This window comes from Janthinobacterium agaricidamnosum, from assembly GCF_003667705.1.
GTDB lineage: Bacteria > Pseudomonadota > Gammaproteobacteria > Burkholderiales > Burkholderiaceae_D > Janthinobacterium.
Map to the genome: position 1 here is coordinate 4,734,222 of NZ_CP033019.1, position 18,046 is coordinate 4,752,267.

Annotated in this window: 12 protein-coding genes and 1 pseudogene; 6 read left to right on the forward strand and 7 right to left on the reverse strand. The window is 65.3% G+C overall.

The features are described from left to right. Nucleotides 1-49 precede the first annotated feature (49 nt). The 4 genes from D9M09_RS21405 to D9M09_RS21420 form a co-directional block, all read right to left on the reverse strand. A complete protein-coding gene (locus D9M09_RS21405; RefSeq protein ID WP_430886702.1) occupies nucleotides 50-1,294 on the reverse strand; it encodes an ABC transporter substrate-binding protein in 1,245 nt (414 codons plus the stop codon). Nucleotides 1,295-1,467: 173 nt separating this feature from the next. Then, complete coding sequence (locus D9M09_RS21410; protein ID WP_240453436.1) at nucleotides 1,468-1,998, reverse strand: GNAT family N-acetyltransferase; 531 nt, start codon at nucleotides 1,996-1,998, stop codon at nucleotides 1,468-1,470. Between the two features lie 8 nt (nucleotides 1,999-2,006). Then, a complete protein-coding gene (locus D9M09_RS21415; RefSeq protein WP_121670325.1) occupies nucleotides 2,007-2,525 on the reverse strand; it encodes a GNAT family N-acetyltransferase in 519 nt (172 codons plus the stop codon). 36 nt (nucleotides 2,526-2,561) lie between these two features. Continuing rightward, the gene (locus D9M09_RS21420) at nucleotides 2,562-3,836 is read right to left on the reverse strand and encodes an amidohydrolase family protein (RefSeq protein ID WP_070312832.1); all 1,275 of its coding nucleotides are present in this window, start codon (nucleotides 3,834-3,836) and stop codon (nucleotides 2,562-2,564) included. A gap of 384 nt (nucleotides 3,837-4,220) precedes the next feature. Here D9M09_RS21420 and phaP point away from each other — a divergent pair, with 384 nt between their 5' ends. From phaP to D9M09_RS21445, 5 genes are all read left to right on the forward strand, one after another. Next, the gene (gene phaP, locus D9M09_RS21425; RefSeq protein WP_070312838.1) at nucleotides 4,221-5,099 is read left to right on the forward strand and encodes a TIGR01841 family phasin; all 879 of its coding nucleotides are present in this window, start codon (nucleotides 4,221-4,223) and stop codon (nucleotides 5,097-5,099) included. A gap of 165 nt (nucleotides 5,100-5,264) precedes the next feature. Beyond that, entirely contained in the window at nucleotides 5,265-7,016 is a 1,752-nt protein-coding gene (locus D9M09_RS21430) for an ABC transporter ATP-binding protein (protein WP_070218015.1), read from the forward strand. Continuing rightward, nucleotides 7,006-8,814, forward strand: coding sequence for an ABC transporter ATP-binding protein (locus tag D9M09_RS21435; RefSeq protein WP_070218017.1), 1,809 nt, complete (start codon nucleotides 7,006-7,008; stop codon nucleotides 8,812-8,814). Before D9M09_RS21430 ends, D9M09_RS21435 begins: the two co-directional genes overlap by 11 nt. A gap of 126 nt (nucleotides 8,815-8,940) precedes the next feature. Next, complete coding sequence (locus D9M09_RS21440; RefSeq protein ID WP_070218019.1) at nucleotides 8,941-10,641, forward strand: methyl-accepting chemotaxis protein; 1,701 nt, start codon at nucleotides 8,941-8,943, stop codon at nucleotides 10,639-10,641. A gap of 383 nt (nucleotides 10,642-11,024) precedes the next feature. Continuing rightward, nucleotides 11,025-12,878: a sensor domain-containing diguanylate cyclase gene (locus D9M09_RS21445; protein ID WP_121671189.1), complete on the forward strand. Its 1,854-nt coding sequence runs from the start codon at nucleotides 11,025-11,027 to the stop codon at nucleotides 12,876-12,878. A 57-nt stretch (nucleotides 12,879-12,935) separates the two neighbouring features. On the opposite strand, the gene D9M09_RS21450 is transcribed toward D9M09_RS21445, so the two are convergent. Further along, the gene (locus tag D9M09_RS21450) at nucleotides 12,936-13,265 is read right to left on the reverse strand and encodes a hypothetical protein (protein WP_070312834.1); all 330 of its coding nucleotides are present in this window, start codon (nucleotides 13,263-13,265) and stop codon (nucleotides 12,936-12,938) included. A 149-nt stretch (nucleotides 13,266-13,414) separates the two neighbouring features. Beyond that, a pseudogene (locus D9M09_RS21455) lies at nucleotides 13,415-14,683 on the reverse strand (cytochrome-c peroxidase). Between the two features lie 164 nt (nucleotides 14,684-14,847). On the opposite strand from D9M09_RS21455, the gene acpA reads away from it, so the two are divergent. Continuing rightward, nucleotides 14,848-16,968 carry an acid phosphatase gene (gene acpA / locus D9M09_RS21460; protein WP_121670326.1) on the forward strand — a complete coding sequence of 707 codons (2,121 nt, stop codon included), beginning with the start codon at nucleotides 14,848-14,850 and terminating at the stop codon, nucleotides 16,966-16,968. A 40-nt stretch (nucleotides 16,969-17,008) separates the two neighbouring features. Here the strand turns inward: acpA and D9M09_RS29400 are convergent, their stop codons facing one another. After that, nucleotides 17,009-17,926, reverse strand: a complete 918-nt coding sequence (locus D9M09_RS29400) for a hypothetical protein (protein WP_205602284.1) — start codon at nucleotides 17,924-17,926, stop codon at nucleotides 17,009-17,011. Between the last annotated feature and the right edge of the window lie 120 nt (nucleotides 17,927-18,046).

Sequence of the window (18,046 nt, forward strand, 5' to 3'; positions counted from 1 at the left end):
TCGGGTCTGACCCCTGGTTTTAGCTGGTGGAGTCGTTGGCGATATGGGCTTATTTACGCTTGCTGGCCCGTTGCATTACCTCCGCCGCGTACTCGTTGGCCTCATCGAGCGCGCTCTGCACGTCGCCGCGCGTGCCCGTAAACACCTCTTCCAGCACGACGCCCAGGTTGTCGCCAATGTCCGGCCACTCGGGGCTGGGCCAGATGGTGACGCGCGAGACGGGCGTGGTGTCCGTCAGGCCGGCCTGGATCTGCGGCTTGACGTGCTTGCGGAAGTACTCGCTGGCGATGGTGCTGCTGCGGTTGTAGTCGCTGAAGACGTTGTCCTTCAGGCGCGCCTGTTCCTGCTCCTTGCCCGTGGCCCAGGCGATGAACTTGCCGGCCGCCTGGCGCGTGCATTCATCCTTCGCGCCCGTGGCGGAGATGGCCAGGCCGTGGCCATACGCGGCCGATGGCAGCGGCGATGGCGGGCGCGCATAGCCCACCTTGTCGACCACCGAGGATTTCTTCGGGTCTTCCATCCAGTCGGCGAACGGCGTCGATTCGATCATGAACGCCACCTTGCCCGACCTGAATGCTTCGAGCGCGTTGCTCCAGTCGTAGGTGGCGCCGCCCGGCGGCGAATACTTGAACAGTTCGCGGTACAGGGTGGTGGCCTTCACGGCCTGCGGCGAATTGAAGGCCGGCACGCCATTGTTTTCCCACTTGCCGCCGGCGGCCAGCATGAACGGCGCCCAGCGCCACACATTCATGCCCGAGCCGCGCTGGCCGCGCGCCGCCCAGCCGTACACGTTCGGCGGGTTGTTGAGTTTTTTCACGGCGGCGACCAGTTCGTCGAGCGTCTTCGGGACGGCGATGCCGGCCTTTTCCAGCAGGTCGCGGCGGTAGAACAGGAAGTCGCTGCCGCCGATCAGGGGCGCGAAATACGCCACGCCCTTGTACGAGGCGACGGCGCGGCGGCCCGGCAGGAAGTCGTCGTAGTCGGCGTCCTTGGGCAGGTATTTGAGCAGGGGAACGACCCAGCCGGCCGTGGCGAATTCGGCCACGTTGGCTTCGTCGATGTAATAGATCTGGTAGGAGCCGGCCTTGGTGGAAGCGTCGAGCCTAGCCTTGGAGCGGCGATCGTTTTCGCCGAAATAGCTGATCTGCACCTTGGTGCCGTTTTTCTTTTCATACTCGGCCAGGGTCTTTTCCATCACAGTCAGGCCCAGGCTTTTTTGCGCCAGCACCTTGAGGACGGGCACCGAGCAGCTTTGCGCAGATGCCGCCGGCATCGATGCACAGGCGGCGGACATGACGCCGCCCCATGCAATAGCAGTAACGATTTTCATCACGAGTCTCCAGTTTTTATAGTCCGGCGGTTTTCCACCGGTATGCCAACTATAAAAACAAAGACCGCGCGCCACCACTACAAAAGACGCGGCTTTCTAAATACTTTTTTTCACTTTTCCGATACGGATTTGCCGCGTCAATCCAAACGAAAATCACGGCGGTAGACATTCGTATCCTTGCCGTCCGGCTGGCGGCGCGTAAAGCGCTCGAAGCGCAGCCCCAGCTTGTTGAGCAGATTGATCGACGCCTGGTTCTGCAGCGACGTGATGCCGTACAGGGTGGGCAGGCGCAGCACGTGCTGCGCCTGCCGCACGATGGCCGCCGTCGCCTCCCAGGCATAGCCCTGGCCCCAGTAGGCGGGACGCATGGCGTAGCCGATATCGGGGCCGGGCAGGCTGTCGCGGCGCACCAGACCGGCCATGCCCACGGGCGCGCCATCGCTGCGGCGCTCGACGATGTACAGCGAATAGCCATGCTCGCGGAACTGCGCCATCGGTCCCGACTCCAGCGCGGCGCGGGACGCTTCCAGCGTGTCGATGTTGCGCTGGCCGATGTTGGCGATCCACGACGGGTCGTTGACCAGCTCCATGTAGAAGGCCGCATCGTCCAGGGTGGCGGTGCGCAGGCGCAGACGGGGCGTCTCGATGACGATAATCGGCTCTGTCATGGCGCCGCTCATGCCGGCCACTGCATCGGGTCGGTCAGCAGCTGGTACATCACGTAGGCGTCGACATAGCCCAGCTGCGCGTGGCGGTAGGCCAGCGGCAAGGTGGCGACCACCGTGAAACCCAGCTTTTTCCACAGGGTGACGGCGGCCAGGTTGGTGCTGACGACGAAGTTGAACTGCATCGCCAGGTAGCCCGCGCGGCGCGCTTCTTCCATGCAGTGCACGCCCATCAGGCGGCCCACGCCCACGCCTTGCGCGGCGGGATCGACCATGAACGAGGCATTGGCCACGTGCGATCCATGGCCCGGCTGGTTCGCCACCAGCTTGTACATGCCCAGCAGGCGCTCGCTGCCCATCACGGCGACGAAGCTTTGCACGCCGGGACCGAACCAGTAGGCGTGGCACTCTTCGCGCGTGGTCCCGGCGGGGAAGGTATAGGTGTCGCCGCCGGCGACCAGGGTCTGGAAGATCGGCCACATGGCGTCGAAATCGGCTTCATTGGCCGGGCGGATATCAATTTCTTTCAAGGCGGTGCTCCCGATAACAAGTGATGGCCGATTGTATCAGCGCCCCAGGCGGAAGTTCACACTCTCGGGCCGCCCCGGCAGGTGCAGGCGCGATTGCGCGCGCGGCGCCTCGCTGACGACTTTCCCGCGGCGCAGCACCAGGCGCCGCGCGGCGCGCAGGCGCAGCGCTTCCACCGTGGAGCCGCAATCGAGGATCAGCAAGTCCGCATGGCAGCCGGGCGCGATGCCGTAGCCGTCCAGGCCCAGGATGGCGGCCGGCGTCTCGGTGACTGCCAGGAAGCACTCGTGCATCGCCTGCTGGCCCGTCATCTGCGCCACGTGCAGTCCCATGTGCGCCACTTCCAGCATGTCGCCGGAACCGAGGCTGTACCACGGATCCATCACGCAGTCGTGGCCGAAGGCGACGGGAATGCCGGCGGCCAGCATCTCGGGCACGCGCGTCATGCCGCGCCGCTTCGGATACGTATCGTGGCGCGCCTGCAGGGTGATGTTGATGAGGGGGTTGGCGATGGCCGCCACGCCCGCCTCGCGGATCAGGGGCAGCAGTTTGCTCACATAATAATTGTCCATCGAATGCATCGACGTCAGGTGCGAGCCCGTCACCCTGCCCTGCAGCCCCAAGCGCTGGCTGTGGAAGGCCAGAGTTTCGATGTGGCGCGACAGCGGGTCGTCCGATTCGTCGCAATGCATGTCGACCATCAAGCCACGCTCGCAAGCGAATTCGCACAGCAGGCGCACGGATTCCGCGCCGTCGGCCATGGTGCGCTCGAAATGCGGGATGCCGCCCACCACGTCGACGCCCATGGCGATCGCGCGTTTTAGATTATCGAAGGCGCCGGGACTGCGCAGGATACCGTCCTGCGGAAAGGCCACCAGCTGCAAATCGAGATACGGCGCCACCTGCCGCTTGACGTCGAGCAGCGCTTCGACGGCCAGCAGGCGCGGGTCGCAGATATCCACGTGCGAGCGGATCGCCAGCAGGCCGCGCGCCACGGCCCAGTCGCAATACTGCAGGGCGCGTTCGACCAGCGCGTCCTGCGTCAGTTGCGGTTTCAGCTCGCCCCACAGGGCGATGCCTTCGAGCAGGGTGCCGGAGGCGTTGACGCGCGGCAGGCCATAGCTGAGCGTGGCGTCCATGTGGAAATGGGCGTCGACGAAGGGCGGCGTGACGAGGTCGCCGGCGGCGTCGATCTCTTGCACGCCCGTCACGGGCAAGGCGGGGCCGACGGCGGCGATGCGGCCGCCCTCAATGGCGATATCGATGGCGCGGCGCCCGTCGGGCAGGCTGGCATTGCGGATGACTAGGTCCATGCGGACACTCCTTCGGTTGACGTCTGTGTCTGGCGCTTCCAGTTAATTATCATTTTATATATTTCCCGTGGATGTTGCAGTGCAAGAAACCAGCCACTGGCAAAAGCGTAGCCATAGATTCCTTGGCAACGCTTTGCGCGCGCGCAAACTTCCCGCAAATGCCGCCAGGCGCATGAATTGCGCAAAACATACGGCGCACGCCCTTGAGAAAATAACTTTCAACTAACTCGAATCACCGCTAGAATATTCATATTGCGTTGCATCATAAAAAGTCTATGATCAGCTATTCAGCACGCTACCCACTTTACAAAACGCGGCCAACTCTGGTTTTCGGGATTTTGCAGAGCGTTTTGCCAGCATTTTAATCCGTACAAAGGAGTAAATATGTTTCCGCTTCCTGAACAATTTTCCAGCGCCGCCAAGTCGCAACTGGAAAGCCAGCTGCAAATCTTCAGCCTTCTGACCAGCAAAGTCTTTGAAAGCGCCGAAAAAATCATCGCCCTGAACCTGAACGCCGGCAAGGCCGCCATCTCGCAGACGGCGGAAACGGCGCAGCACCTGCTCGTTACGCAGGACCCGCGCGACTTCTTCAGCTACAGCACCAGCCAGGCGCAGCCAAGCATCGAGAGCGTGCTGGCCTACAGCCGCCAGCTGTTCGGCATCGCCTCGGGCACGCAGGCGGAATTGCTGGCCACAGCCAAGGCCCGCCTCGATGCGGCCGCGCCAGCCGCAGCAACGGCCCCGGCTCCTGCCGCAGCCAAACCTGTCCTGGCCGTCGCGGCGCCCGCGCCCGCTGCCGCGCCTGCCGCTGCGCCTGCACCAGCACCGGCCGCGGCGCCTTCCCCCGTTGCCGCCAAGCCTGCTGAAGTAGCCAAACCTGCCGCCGCCCCGGCAGCCAAACCGGAAGCAGCGCCTGCCAAGGCGGCCGAGAAGGTCGCCGACAAGCCTGCCGCCAAAGCGGTGGAAGCCAAGCCGGCGGCCAAACCGGCAGCCAAGCCTGAAGCAGCCAAGCACGCAGCGGCACCCGCCGCCGCACCAGCGAAAGCCGCCGCGCCAGCCCCCGCCAAGCCAGCCGCGAAATCATTTCCTTCCAGCAAACCGGCCGCCAAGCCGGCCAGCACCGCTGGCAAGACCGTGCCCAAGGCCGCCGTGAAGCACGCCCCTGCGCCAGCGGCCAAGCCGGCAGCCAAGGCAGCGCCCAAGGGCACGCCATCGAAACAGCTCGACATGCTGGGCGGCGGCAAAGGCAGCGGCCGCAAGTAAGCCGCGCGCACGGCACTGACGCAGCAAAACAACGGGCTACGGCCCGTTTTTTGCGTGCTCGTCCACAGCGCGCTTTTCCGCCTTGTTGTATCCTACGCGTACTTTCCGTCCGCGTGCCCGTCCTTCCGCCCCGCGACACCCCATTACTCAAAACAAAAGGTAACCATGAGTTTATCGAGGCTCATCGCCGGCTTCGTGCGTCAGCATTGGCCGGCGTATGCCGCCGCCGCCGTCATGCTGACAGGCGTGGCAACACTGACCGTCTGGATCCCGCGCCGCGTGGGCGCCATCATCGACGCGCTGGCCGCGCACCGCATGACGGCCGCCGAACTGTGGCTTGAACTGCTGACTCTGCTCGCCGTCGGCGTCGTCATCTACTTCCTGCGCGTGGGCTGGCGCATCACCCTGTTCAAGGCCGCCTACCAGCTGGGCGTGATGCTGCGCACGCGCTTCTACACGCGCATGTCGCAGCAGGGCGCGTCGTTCTACCAGAACCAGCGCACGGGCGACCTGATGGCGCTGGCGACGAACGATATCGACGCCATCGAAATGGCCGCCGGCGAAGCCATGCTGGCCGGTTTCGACGGCACTTTGACCCTGCTGATGGTGCTCGGCATCATGCTGCTGGGCGTGGACTGGCGCCTGGCCTGCATCGCCCTCTTGCCCTTCCCCCTGATGGGACTGGCCTTCTGGCGCATTTCCAGCCATATCCATACGGCGTCGACGGATTCGCTGCAACGCTTTTCCGCGCTGAACGACCATGTGCAAGAGTCCTTGTCGGGCGTGCGCACCCTGCGCGCGCTGGGCCTGGAAGAGCGCAGCAGCAAGCAGTTCTCCACCCTGGCCGGCCACGCGGCCAACGCCAGCCTGACGGCGCAGCGCTGGGAAGCGGCGTACGAACCGGCCGTCGGCCTGACCCTGACGGCGGCCACGGCGCTGACCCTGGGCCTGGGCGGCTACCTCGTGTGGCAAGACCAGCTGACCATCGGCGCGCTGACGAGCTTTTCCATGTACCTGGGCCAGCTGATCTGGCCCATGTTCGCCGCCGGCTGGGTGCTGTCATTGATCGAACGGGGCCGCGCCGCCTGGCAGCGCCTGCAGCCGATGCTCGACGCGCCGCTGGCCATCGACGACCATGGCAGCATCGCCACGCTGACGCCCGGCCCCCTGCAATTGCAGGACGTCGGCTTTGCGTATGCGGGCCAGACGGCGCCGGCCCTGTCCGGCATTTCGCTGCGCTTGCAGCCGGGCCAGACCCTGGGCCTGGTCGGCCCGACGGGCAGCGGCAAGTCGACCCTGCTGCGCGTGCTGCTGCGCCAGGTCACGCCGCAATCGGGCACGGCCACGTGGAATGGGCACGCGCTGGACGCCTACACCTTGCACGCGCTGCGCGCGGCGATCAGCTGGGTGCCGCAGGAGTCCTTTTTATTCTCCGCCACCATCGCCGACAATATCGCGCTGGCCCGTCCGGGCGCCACGCGCGAGGAAGTGGAGCGGGCGGCGCAACTGGCCGACATCCACGCGGACATTTTGCAGTTCCCCGAAGGCTATGCCACCCACGTGGGCGAAAAGGGCATCACCCTGTCCGGCGGCCAGCGCCAGCGCGTGGCGATTGCCCGCGCCCTGCTGGCCGACAACGGCTTGCTGCTGCTCGACGATGCGCTGTCCGCCGTCGACACGGGCACGGAAACGCGCATCCTGCAGCACCTGGAGGAATTGCGCCGCAAGCGCCCCGAGCGCAGCGCCATCATCGCCAGCCACCGCCTGAGCGCCGTCGTCAACGCGGACCTGATCCTCGTGCTGCGCGATGGCCACGTGACGGAAACGGGCAACCACGACGCGCTGATGCAGCGCGACGGCTGGTACGCCAGCCAGTGGCGCTATCAACAACTGGAGGCCAGCCTCGATGCCATCTAAGAACGACCAAGCCAACACCGCCACGCCATCCGTGCGCCGCCAGGCCGCGCAGGCGATCGGCCTGCTGCGCCGCGCCGCCGCGCCCGACCTGCGCCATTTGTACTGGGCCACGTTCTGGCTGATCCTCGCCGCCGCCCTGGAAGTCACGGGTCCCATTTTAGGCAAGGCCCTGATCGACCAGCACCTGCTGCCGCGCCACCTGGACTGGACGCGCATGTCGCTGCTGCTGGGCGGCTGCCTGCTGACGGGCTGGGTCGCTTCCGGCCTGCGCTATTTGCAGCTGGTGCGCCTGTCCGGCCTGGCCATGCGCTCGGTGCAGCGCCTGCGCGAAACCGTCTACCAGCACGTGCTGCGCCTGCCGATGAGTTTTTTCGACCGCGCCATCACGGGGCAGCTGGTCAGCCGCGTCACCAACGACACGGAAGCGGTGAAATCGCTGTACGTGCAGGTGCTGTTCGTCATCCTCGACAGCTCCATCGTCCTGGTCGGCACCATGGCCGCCATGGCCTTCCTCGACTGGCGATTGATGCTGATCGTGCTGGCCCTGCTGCCGGCCGTGCTGCTCATCGTCTTCCTGTACCAGCGCTGGAGCGCGCCGGCCGTCACGCGCGCGCGCGCCCTGCGCAGCGAGATCAACGGCCAGATCGCCGAATCGATCGGCGGCATGAGCGTGCTGCAGGCGAATAACGCGGAAAAGCGCTTCGGCGCGCGCTTCACGGGCATCAACCAGGACCACTACACGGCGCGCATGCAGGAATTGCGCGCCAACGCCTGGCTGCTGCGCCCCGCGCTCGACATGCTCAACATCGTGCTGCTGGCCGTCGTCATCTTCAGCTTCGGCCGCCGCGACATGGGTGCCGTGGAAGTGGGCGTGCTGTATGCATTCATCAGCTACATCGCGCGCGTGATCGAACCGCTGATCCAGATCACCATGCAATTCAGCCAGCTGCAGCAGTCGGTGGTGGCCACGGCGCGCGTCTCGGCCCTGCTCGACGAAGCGCAGGCGCTGGAACACGCACAGGGAAGGGCGACACCGGCCCTGCGGCAGGCGAAAACGGGCAGCGACGTGCCCGCCGTCGACATCGCCCGCCTGACCTTCGCCTACGTGGAAAACCAGCCCGTGCTGCACGACCTGTCGCTGCAGATCCCGCAAGGCGCCTTCTTCGGCATCGTCGGCCACACGGGCAGCGGCAAGTCGACCCTGCTCTCCTTGCTGCTGCGCTTCTACCCCGTCACGCAGGGCAGCATCGCCATCAACGGCGTCGCCCTCGACAGCATCGACAACGAGCACTTCCGCGCCGACGTGGGCCTGGTGCCGCAAGACCCCTTCCTGCTGGCCGCCTCGGCGCGCGAAAACATCGACATGGGCCGCGGCTACACGCAGCAGCAGATCGAGACGGCCGCGCGCGCCGCGCATGCGCACGACTTCATTGCGGCGCTGGAACACGGCTACGACACGCCGCTGGGCGAAGGCGGCTCGCGCCTGTCGTCGGGGCAGAAGCAGCTGATCGCCATCGCCCGCGCGCTGGCCGGCCAGCCGCGCATTTTGCTGCTCGACGAAGCGACGTCGCGCATCGATAGCCAGACGGAGCAGATCGTGCAGACGGCCCTCAACGAGTTGCGCGGCAAGGTCACCATCATCGCCATCGCCCACCGCCTGTCGACCATCCGCGAAGCGGACCGTATCATCGTGCTCAACCATGGCCGCATCACGGAAGCGGGACCGCACGAGGAACTGATGCAGATCGAAGGCGGCCTGTACCAGCGCCTCTACCTGCTGCAGCAACTGGCAATTTGATAGCCATGGGGCGCCGTTGCATGGCGCCACTTTTTTTCTGTACGGCATTAAAAATGCCGTACAGACGGGAGTATATTCATCTGGCGGGCAGCGCCAACGGCCCCAACCACACTTCCGGGGGATACCATGCGCAGCAAACTGTCGATCAGGAATATCTTTGCCGCCATTTTTCTGCTCAGCCTGGCGCTCTCCGTCATCAGCCTGTGGGCGCTGTTCCGCGTGGCGGGCAAGCAGGCCGAGGCGAACCGCGTCACTGAAACGCGCTACCAGTCCTACCTGCTGGCCGACGAACTGCGGCAAAGCTCGGACGACCTGACCCGGCTGGCCCGCACCTACGTCGTCACCGGCGACGCCAGGTACGAACAGCAATACCTGGACATCCTCGACATCCGCAATGGCAAGAAGCCGCGCCCCGCCCATTACGAGCGCATCTACTGGGACTTCGTGGCGGCAGGCGTGCCCGTGCCCGCATCGACGGGGCCCGCCGTGCCGCTGGCAGAACTGATGCGCAAGGCCGGCTTCAGCGAGCAGGAATTCGCCAAGCTGCGCGAAGCGCAAGCCAATTCGGACGGCCTGGTCAAGACCGAGGTGATCGCCATGAACGCCGTCAAGGGCCGCTTCGACGACGGCAGCGGCAACTTCACCAAAACCGGGCCGCCGGACCTGGAAATGGCCCGCGCCATCATGCACGATGCCCAATACCACAGCAACAAGGCGAAGATCATGCAGCCGGTGAATGAATTCCTCACCCTGCTCGACCAGCGCACGAGCGCGGCCGTGCAGACGGCGATGAGCGGCACTATGGCGGCCTATTCCGTGACGGTCGGCGTGCTGCTGGTATCCGTCATGGTCTCGCTGCTGTGCCTGTTCCTCGTGTACCGCCACATCAAGCGCAGCCTGGACCAGGCGATCGCCACGGCGCAGCTGATCGCCGGCGGCGACCTGAGCATCGACGCCGTCATCGAACGAGCCGATGAAATCGGCGTGCTGCTGCATGCGATGAACACCATTAACGCCAACCTGACGGGGCTGATCGGCGACATCCGCAGCGGCACCGGCGAAATGTCGGTGGCCACGCACGAAATCGCGCTGGGCAATGCGGACCTGTCCGCGCGCACGGAAGCGCAAGCCAGTTCCCTCGAAGAGACGGCCAGCTCGATGGAAACGCTGACGGCGACGGTGCGGCAAAACGCCAGCAACGCCGGCGAGGCGAACCAGCTGGCCGCCACCGCCTCGGCCGTCGCCGTGCAGGGCGGCGCCGTTGTCGCCCAAGTGGTCAGCACGATGGGCGCGATCAAGGAAAGCTCGAGCCAGATCGCCGACATCATCGGCGTCATTGACGGCATCGCCTTCCAGACCAACATCCTGGCCCTGAACGCGGCCGTCGAGGCGGCGCGGGCAGGCGAACAGGGACGCGGCTTCGCCGTCGTCGCCGGCGAGGTGCGCAGCCTGGCCCACCGCAGCGCTGCCGCCGCCCAGGAAATCAAGACCTTGATCGGCGCCTCCGTGGAACGGGTCGACGCCGGCAGCAAGCTCGTCGACGAGGCGGGACGCACCATGGCGCTGGTGGTGGAATCGATCCAGAAGGTGGCCGCCATCATGAGCGAAATCACCAGCGCCAGCCACGAGCAAAGCGCGGGAATCAGCGAGGTCAACCAGGCGGTCACGCAGATGGACAACATCACGCAACAGAACGCCGCCCTGGTCGAGCAGGCGGCCGCCGCGGCCGAAAGCCTGCAGGAACAGGCACAAGCCCTGATCGCGGCCGTCGCCATCTTCCGCCTGAAAGGCAGCCCGCCGGCCACGGCCGCCCTGCCCCTGCGCTGACGTGCGGCCAAAGTGTGCACTTTCGCAAATTTCCGCGCACTGCATGATATTTCTGGATTGCAACAGAATATAATCTGTTACAGACAGGTGGTCATTGCGGGAGCGGGACGTTGGCAGGCAGACAGAGACGGGCATCATGGCGAAAGGCGCATTGGCTGCTGGTATTGGCCTGCTTGCTGCCGCCTGCCGCACACGCCCAGGTCAGCGACCTTGAGCAGTATCTTGCCGCCGTGCGCGACGACGGCCGCTACGTGCCCGCGCGCGCGCTGCAACGGCTGCAGGAAGTCGAAACGCAGGCGCGCAGCGCTCCCCTGCCCGTGCGCGCGGAATTCCTTACCCAACTGAGCAACGCCCGCATGCGCCTGGGGCAGAACGACATCGCCATGCAGCTGGCCGAGGAACTGATTGCCTACGCCCGCATGAACAAGAGCGACGTGGCGCTGGCAAAAGGCATACTCAACAAGGCCTACATCACGTTTGCCCGCAACGAGCGCCGCGCCTCGCACCTGCTGGCCTTTGAGGCGGAAAAGATTGCCAATGGCACGGACGACTTGCCCGTGCGCGTGCAAGCGACCATCAGCGCGGGCCAGTCGTGGGCCGAGGAAGGCAATTTTCCGTTTGCGCTGGCCAAGCTGCAGGCAGCCGTCGACCTGGCGCGCCAGAGCAAATCCCCGTCCAGCCTGGCCGCCGCCCTGAATGCCCTCACCCTGCTGTACACGCAGATGCGCGAATACGACAAGGGCTTCGAAGTGCTCGACGAATTGCTGGCAGTCTCCGCGAGACTGGCGTCACCGGGCCGCATGGCGCAGGCAAAGAATACGGAATACGGGCTGGCGCTCGACGCGCAGCAGCCGCAGCGGGGCCAGCGCGCCCTGCTGGCGGCCCTGGCGTTGGAACGCCAGCTGGGCGCGCGCGGCATGGTGGCCGTCACCCTCGTCAACCTGTCGGACAGCTATCTCAAGGAAGGCGACTACGCGCGCGCCTTGCGCTATGCAAATGAAGCGATCACGGCGGCGGACCTCGTCAACGATGAACAGGTGGAGGCGACGGCGCGGCTGAACATCGGCCAGGCGCTGATCGGCCAGGGACGGCTGCAGGAAGGCAAGCAAAGCGTGGCCACGGGCCTGGCCTACTACGAACGCACGGCCAACCAGCCGGAAATGCAGGCCGTGCTGCTGGAATACGGCATGGCGCTGGAAAAGGCGGGCGACCTGCGCGGCGCCGTCACCGCGTACCACCGCGAGCGCGGCATTTCCAACCAGCTGTTCGAAAAGCAGCGGCAAAAGGCCGTGTATGAACTGCAAGAAAAGTATGAGGCGGAAAAGAAACAACGCCAGATCGAGCTGCTGAGCCGTGAAAATCAGCTGAAGAGCACCGAAATCGACAACCGCCGCCTGCAGCAGCGCGTGTGGTGGCTGCTGGCGCTGGTACTGGCCATGGCGTCCGCCATCGTTGGCTTGCTGTACCGCAAGGTGCGCCATGCGAACGTGCAGCTGAAGGTAAAAAACCAGGAACTCAAGCGCCAGAGTTCGCGCGACCCGCTGACGGCCCTGTACAACCGCCGCCATTTCCAGGAATTCATGCGCAGCCATGCGGGCAAGCCGCAACCCGCCTATGCCGGCGACGATGTCGTGGGCGCGCTGTTCCTGCTCGACGTCGACCACTTCAAGCACATCAATGACGCTTACGGCCATGCGGCGGGCGACCTGGTGCTGACGACGATCGCCGAAACCCTGCACGACGTGTTGCGCGAAACGGACATGATCGTGCGCTGGGGCGGCGAGGAATTCCTTGCCTTCCTGCCGGCCGTTGCGCGCGACGGGCTCGACGAGATCGCGCGGCGCATCCTCAACGGCATGGCGGCGCAACGCATCGACTACCAGGGCCAGACCATCGAAGTGCACGTGTCCGTGGGCTTTGCGCCCTATCCGCTGGCGCCGCTGGGACGGCCGCTCACGTGGGAACGCAGCGTCAACCTGATCGACATGGCGCTGTACCTGGCCAAGGCGCACGGGCGCAACCGGGCGTATGGCTTGCGCGGTTTTCATCATGTGGAAAGAACGACCCTGGAAGTGGTGGAGCAAGACCTGGAACGCGCGTGGCGCGACGGCTTTGTCGATTTGAGCGTGGTACTGGGGGGGACGGACGAGGCGGACAGACCGGAGACGGCTGGAACGCAGACGTTGACGCCAGGCGGCCAAGCGGGCGATGGCGTCGCCGCAGCTGCCGTCACCTGACGACAGCTGCGGGAACCGGGCCGGCGTTAGCTGGTCCTGGCGCGGTGATGACGGTGATTACTTGTGCGCGGCGTCCTGCATCTTTTCACCGGCTTTTTCCACTTTCTTGCCGACGGCATCGGCCGCTTCGCTCATTTTCTTGTCGGCGTCAGCGGCGACCTGGTCCATCTTGGCGCCCGTATCGGAAGCGGCCTGGCTCACGGCGGCGTCAGCTTTGGTTGCTGCGGCCTTGATGTCGGCTTCAGCCTTGGCAGCGGCCGCATCGATCTTCTGGCCAGCTTGTTCCGCAGGACCGGCGGCGACATCGCTCTTCTTCTGGCAGGCAGCCAGGGCCACAACCATCATGCCGGCGGCGCACACGGTCATCCAATTTTTGCTTACTTTCATGGTATTCCCTTTCATTGTTATCAAAAGACACAGATCAGTTCGCAATATACACCTGCCTAAAATTTTCTAGCGTGCGCTAACGCACATAAAAACAGGCTTTTGTAGCGTAGTTGTAAGCAATGGTATCTTGATATTTTTTTGGCATGCGTTCAGTGTGCCGCGGGGGCCGGCCGATAGCCATCCGTCAAGGTATGCAGGAAGGCGATCACGTCGGCGATCTCCGCTTCGTTCAGGGCCGGCGCCTGGCCCGGCAGCCGGTCGAACGGCGCTTTCACGTTGACGTTCGCTTCCAGCCCCGGCGGCAAATCGTCGTATTTGCGCACCTTGCCGTTTCGCTCTGCCGGATACCATTTTTGCGGCGCCGTATCGCGCTGCACGTAAAAGCGCAGCACCTGCTCCAGACTGTCAAAACTGCCGTTGTGGAAAAACACCTTGCGCAAGGCGACGTTGCGCAGGGACGGCGTCTTGAAGCTGCCGCAGTACTCCTTGTGCTCCATCAAGTCGGTGCGGTCCGGGCCGCACAAGCCCATGTCGAAGAACGCCGGGTCCGCATTGACGGGCAGCTTGCCATTGCGCGGTACGCCGATATTGATCAAGCCGTAATCGGTAAATTGGGGAAAGGCGCCGCCGGAAGTGATCTGGCTGATATGGCAGGACGCGCAATTGCCCTTGCGCTCATCGTTGAACAGGGCCAGGCCGCGCGCTTCCTGCGGACTCAAAACGGCCTGCTTGCGCAAGACGGCGTCGTACTTGCTCGTGTACGGATAGAAATCTAGCGGGCTTTCCTGGAACACTTCCAGCGACATCAGCGCCCAGCGCAAGGCCTGGCCCGGCTGCTCGAAGATATCGGCGCCATACGTCTGGCGAAATTGCGCCGCCAGGGGGCCAGTGCGCAATTTGGCGACGACGGCCGCCGCGTCGCGGTTGCCCATCTCGCGTTGGGAGAGCAACGGCGCCAGCGCCTACTCATGGCCGGATTGGGCGCGGCCATCCCAGTTGCGCCCGCCCGTGGGACCCGCATCGACGCTGTCGTCGCCATCGTCGTCATGAAAATGTTCGGTGAATGCGGGTGCGGTCTGCAGGTAGCGCAGCGAGGGCGCCGCGCGCGTGCCCGCGTCCTTCAGTTCCGGGCCGCCCAGCTGCACCGCCAGCCCGTTCGGCGGCCCATACGCGTGCTCGGGACTGTGGCAGCTGGCGCACGACATCTTCCCCGACACGGACAGGCTGGGCTCGAAAAACATGGCGCGGCCCATGGCCGTCATCTGGGCCACGGAAGGCTGGCGTGGCAGGGTGGGCGCGTAGGCGCCCGCCAGATAGGCGGGCTTGGCCGCGGCTTCCTTTTGCGCTGCCGGATGGCAGGCGGCCAGCAGGCAGGCGGCTACAAAGGCGAGCAGCAGTGAGGGCTTCGTTTTCATCATGGGCTGGCAGCGTAGCAACGGTATGTGACCGCTGCGTGACAAGTCCCTGCAAAACGTAATGTATCAAGTCCGTACATTACGTCATGTAACAGACGCTGACATGTCACGCAGCTGACATATTGCCTGCCTAGCATGCGACGTTTTCCACCCAGAAGGCATGAACAATGAAACCGTACGCTCGCCCTGTCTTACGTCCCCTGCCAATCTTGCTGTCGCTGGGCCTGGCCGCCTGCGGCAGCAATTATGCGATCACGCCCAGCACCACGGGCCAGGTGATCGGCAGCTACTATGAAAACGCCCAGGTATGCCTGGAAAGCGGCACCGCCAAGCTGACCTGCGACAGCGCTTCGACTCCCGTGCGCACGGCCGCCGACGGCAGCTACACGCTCGACGGCCAGGGCGCCGTGCTGGTGACCGTCGGCACGGACGCCATCCGCCATGAAGCCATCGGCGACAGCGGCAGCAAGGTGACGCAAAAACTGCTGCTGCGCGCCCCCGCCGGCCACAGCGCCTTCGTCAGCGCCCTGTCGACGGAACTGGCGCAAGTCATGGACGGCAATGGCGGCGACTTTGCGGCCGCCAGCAGCAAGCTGGCCGCGCGCATCGGCGTGTCCGAAGCGGGCCTGGCGTCCGACTTCAACAAGGCCAGCGGCGACGAGCTGGCGAAACTGAAGGCGGAAAACGCCAGCGTGACGGCCTTGATCGCCAGCGCCAGCGCGCAGGCGGCACCGGCCGACGCGCTGGCCGCCCTGAACGGCGCCCTGGCGCTGAACAATATCCAGACCATCGTCGTCATCTACGCGGAAAACCGCGGCTTCGACAATCTGTACGGCCTGTTCCCGGGCGCGAACGGCGTGCCGGGCGTCAATCCCACGTCGACTTCCGCCTACGTGCCGCAGAAAGACTATGACGGCAGCACCCTGCCCGTGCTGCCGCCCACCTGGGGCGGCATGACGGCGGCCGGCCAGAGCACCGTCATCACGCAGGCGCAATCGGCCAACCTGCCGAACAAGCCGTTCCAGATCGACGATGCCGGCAGCCCCCTGTACCTGCCGCAATCGGTGATCACGCGCGACCTCGTGCACCGCTTCTACAACAACCAGATGCAGATCAACGGCGGCGCCAACGACAAATTCGCGGCCTATTCCGACGCGGGCGGCCTGTCGATGGGCTATTACGACGGCAGCAAGATGCAGCTGTGGGACATCGCCAAACAATATGCGCTGGCCGACAATCTGTTCATCGGCGCGTTTGGCGGCTCCTTCCTCACGCACCAGTATCTGATCTGCGCCTGCGCGCCCACGTATCCGAACGCCGACACCTCGGTGGCCAAGGGCTCGATCGCGAAGATCGATGTCGACGCCAACGGCAACTTCGTGCGCCTGACGCCGTCCGCCACGGCGCCGACCACGGTCCTGAACGGCGCGCCCGCCTACGCCAACGACGGCGCGCTGACGCCGGCAGACGGCACGGGCATGTTCTACGCCGTCAACACCATGCAGCCGCCGTTCCAGCCCAGCAGCAACGCCCCGGCATCGGCCGACAGCAGCAAGCTGTATGCGGACACGGGCAAGGCCAACACGCTGCCGCCGCAGACGCAGACGAATATCGGCGACTTGCTCTCAGGGAAAAATATCGACTGGGCCTGGTATGCGGGCGCCTGGAAGGACACGACGGCCCTGGCCACAGCCAGCGCGCGCGCCGGCAGCTTCCCGAATCCGCCGAACTTCCAGTTCCACCACCAGCCGTTTAACTATTTTGCCAACATGGATCCCGTGAAGGCGCCCGCCTACCGGGCCGCCCACCTGCGCGATTTCGACAGCCAGTTCCTGGCCGACGCGGGCGCCGGCAAGCTGCCGCCCGTGACCTTCTACAAGCCGCAGGGCAATTTGAACCAGCATGCTGGCTACGCCAGCGTGGCCGACGGCGACGCGCACATCGCCAGCGTCATCGCCCAGCTGAAGAAGAGTCCGCAGTGGAAGAACATGCTGGTCATCGTCACCTACGATGAAAACGGCGGCTTTTATGATCACGCCGCGCCGCCGAAGGGCGACCGCTGGGGCCCGGGCACGCGCGTACCGGCCATCCTCGTCTCGCCGTACGTGAAAAAGGGACTAGTTGACCATACGCAATACGATTCGGCTTCGATCCTGCGCGCCATCACGCACCGCTTCGCCCTGCCCGTGCTCGACGGCTTGAGCACGCGCGACAAGGCGCTGGTGGCCAACGGCGGCAAGCCGATGGGCGACTTCAGCGCCGCGCTGGCGCTGGTACCGCAAGAGTAAGCGTCGATAGGGGAAGCGGCGGGCGTTTTAGTTGTTGGCGCTACTGGCCCGGGGATGCATCGAGCAGCGAGCGTTCGAGCAATTGCGACAAGGCCGCGCGCAGCGCCTGCGTGCGCGCCGCCAGTTCCGGCCGCTTGTAGCGCTCGGCGGCGATCAGGCTATTTTCCAGGCAGACGCGGTCGCCCTTGGCCAGGCAGGCGTCGGCCAGGTCGAGCAGGGCGCTGGCTTGCGCCACTTTCACTTTGGCGTCGAGTTCCAGGGTGTCGGGATCGTCGCCCCAGCGCTTCACATAGGCGGCCAGGCGCGTGGCGGCCAGCTCCGGCTTGCCCGCGTCGAGGGCCTGCTGGACGCTGCCTTGCAACGCCGTCCACGCCTGCGCCCGCTGCTGTTGCCTGTCGCAAGTAGCGGCGGACTTGCTGATATTCGCCTGCAAGCGCTTGATCTGCGCGGCGGGCGCCTTGGCGCTTTTCAGCACGGCCAGCGCGCTGCGCGCCCCATCCAGGTCGCACTGCGCCGCCAGCGCGGTGGCGGCCTCGACCTGTTCCGCCACGCTGGCCGGCTTGTCGGCCGGCTTGTTATAAAACCAGATACCGGTCAGCACCACGGCCGCCGCGATCCACGTGCGCAAGCGCACGGGCGGGCGCGGCGGCGGCACCGAGCCCCTGCCGGCAGGCTTGGCGGGCGGCGCCTTGGCCGGTGCGGCAGCCGGCGGCGGGGCCGGCTGGGGAGCGGAAGCTGGCTGAGGGGCGGGTTGCGGCGGGGGTTGCGGCGCGGGTTGCGGCGTGGAAATCGGCGGGGCGACGGGCACCGGCGGCGGCATGCGCGGCACCGGCGGCGGCGCCACTACCTTCTCCAGAACAGGCGCTTGCGCCACCTGGCGCGCGCCGCAAAACGGACAATGCGCCACGCGTAGCGGCAAAGTCCGGCCGCAGGCGGCGTTGATGCAAACGTCATTCACTGTTTCAAGCACATTCCAACCTTTTCCTGGAGTCATTCCACTGCGTTCTGCCGCAATATTACCTTACGCGGCCAAGGCAACGGCGCACCGGCCCCGTGTTCCCTTGCCTTGATACCAATC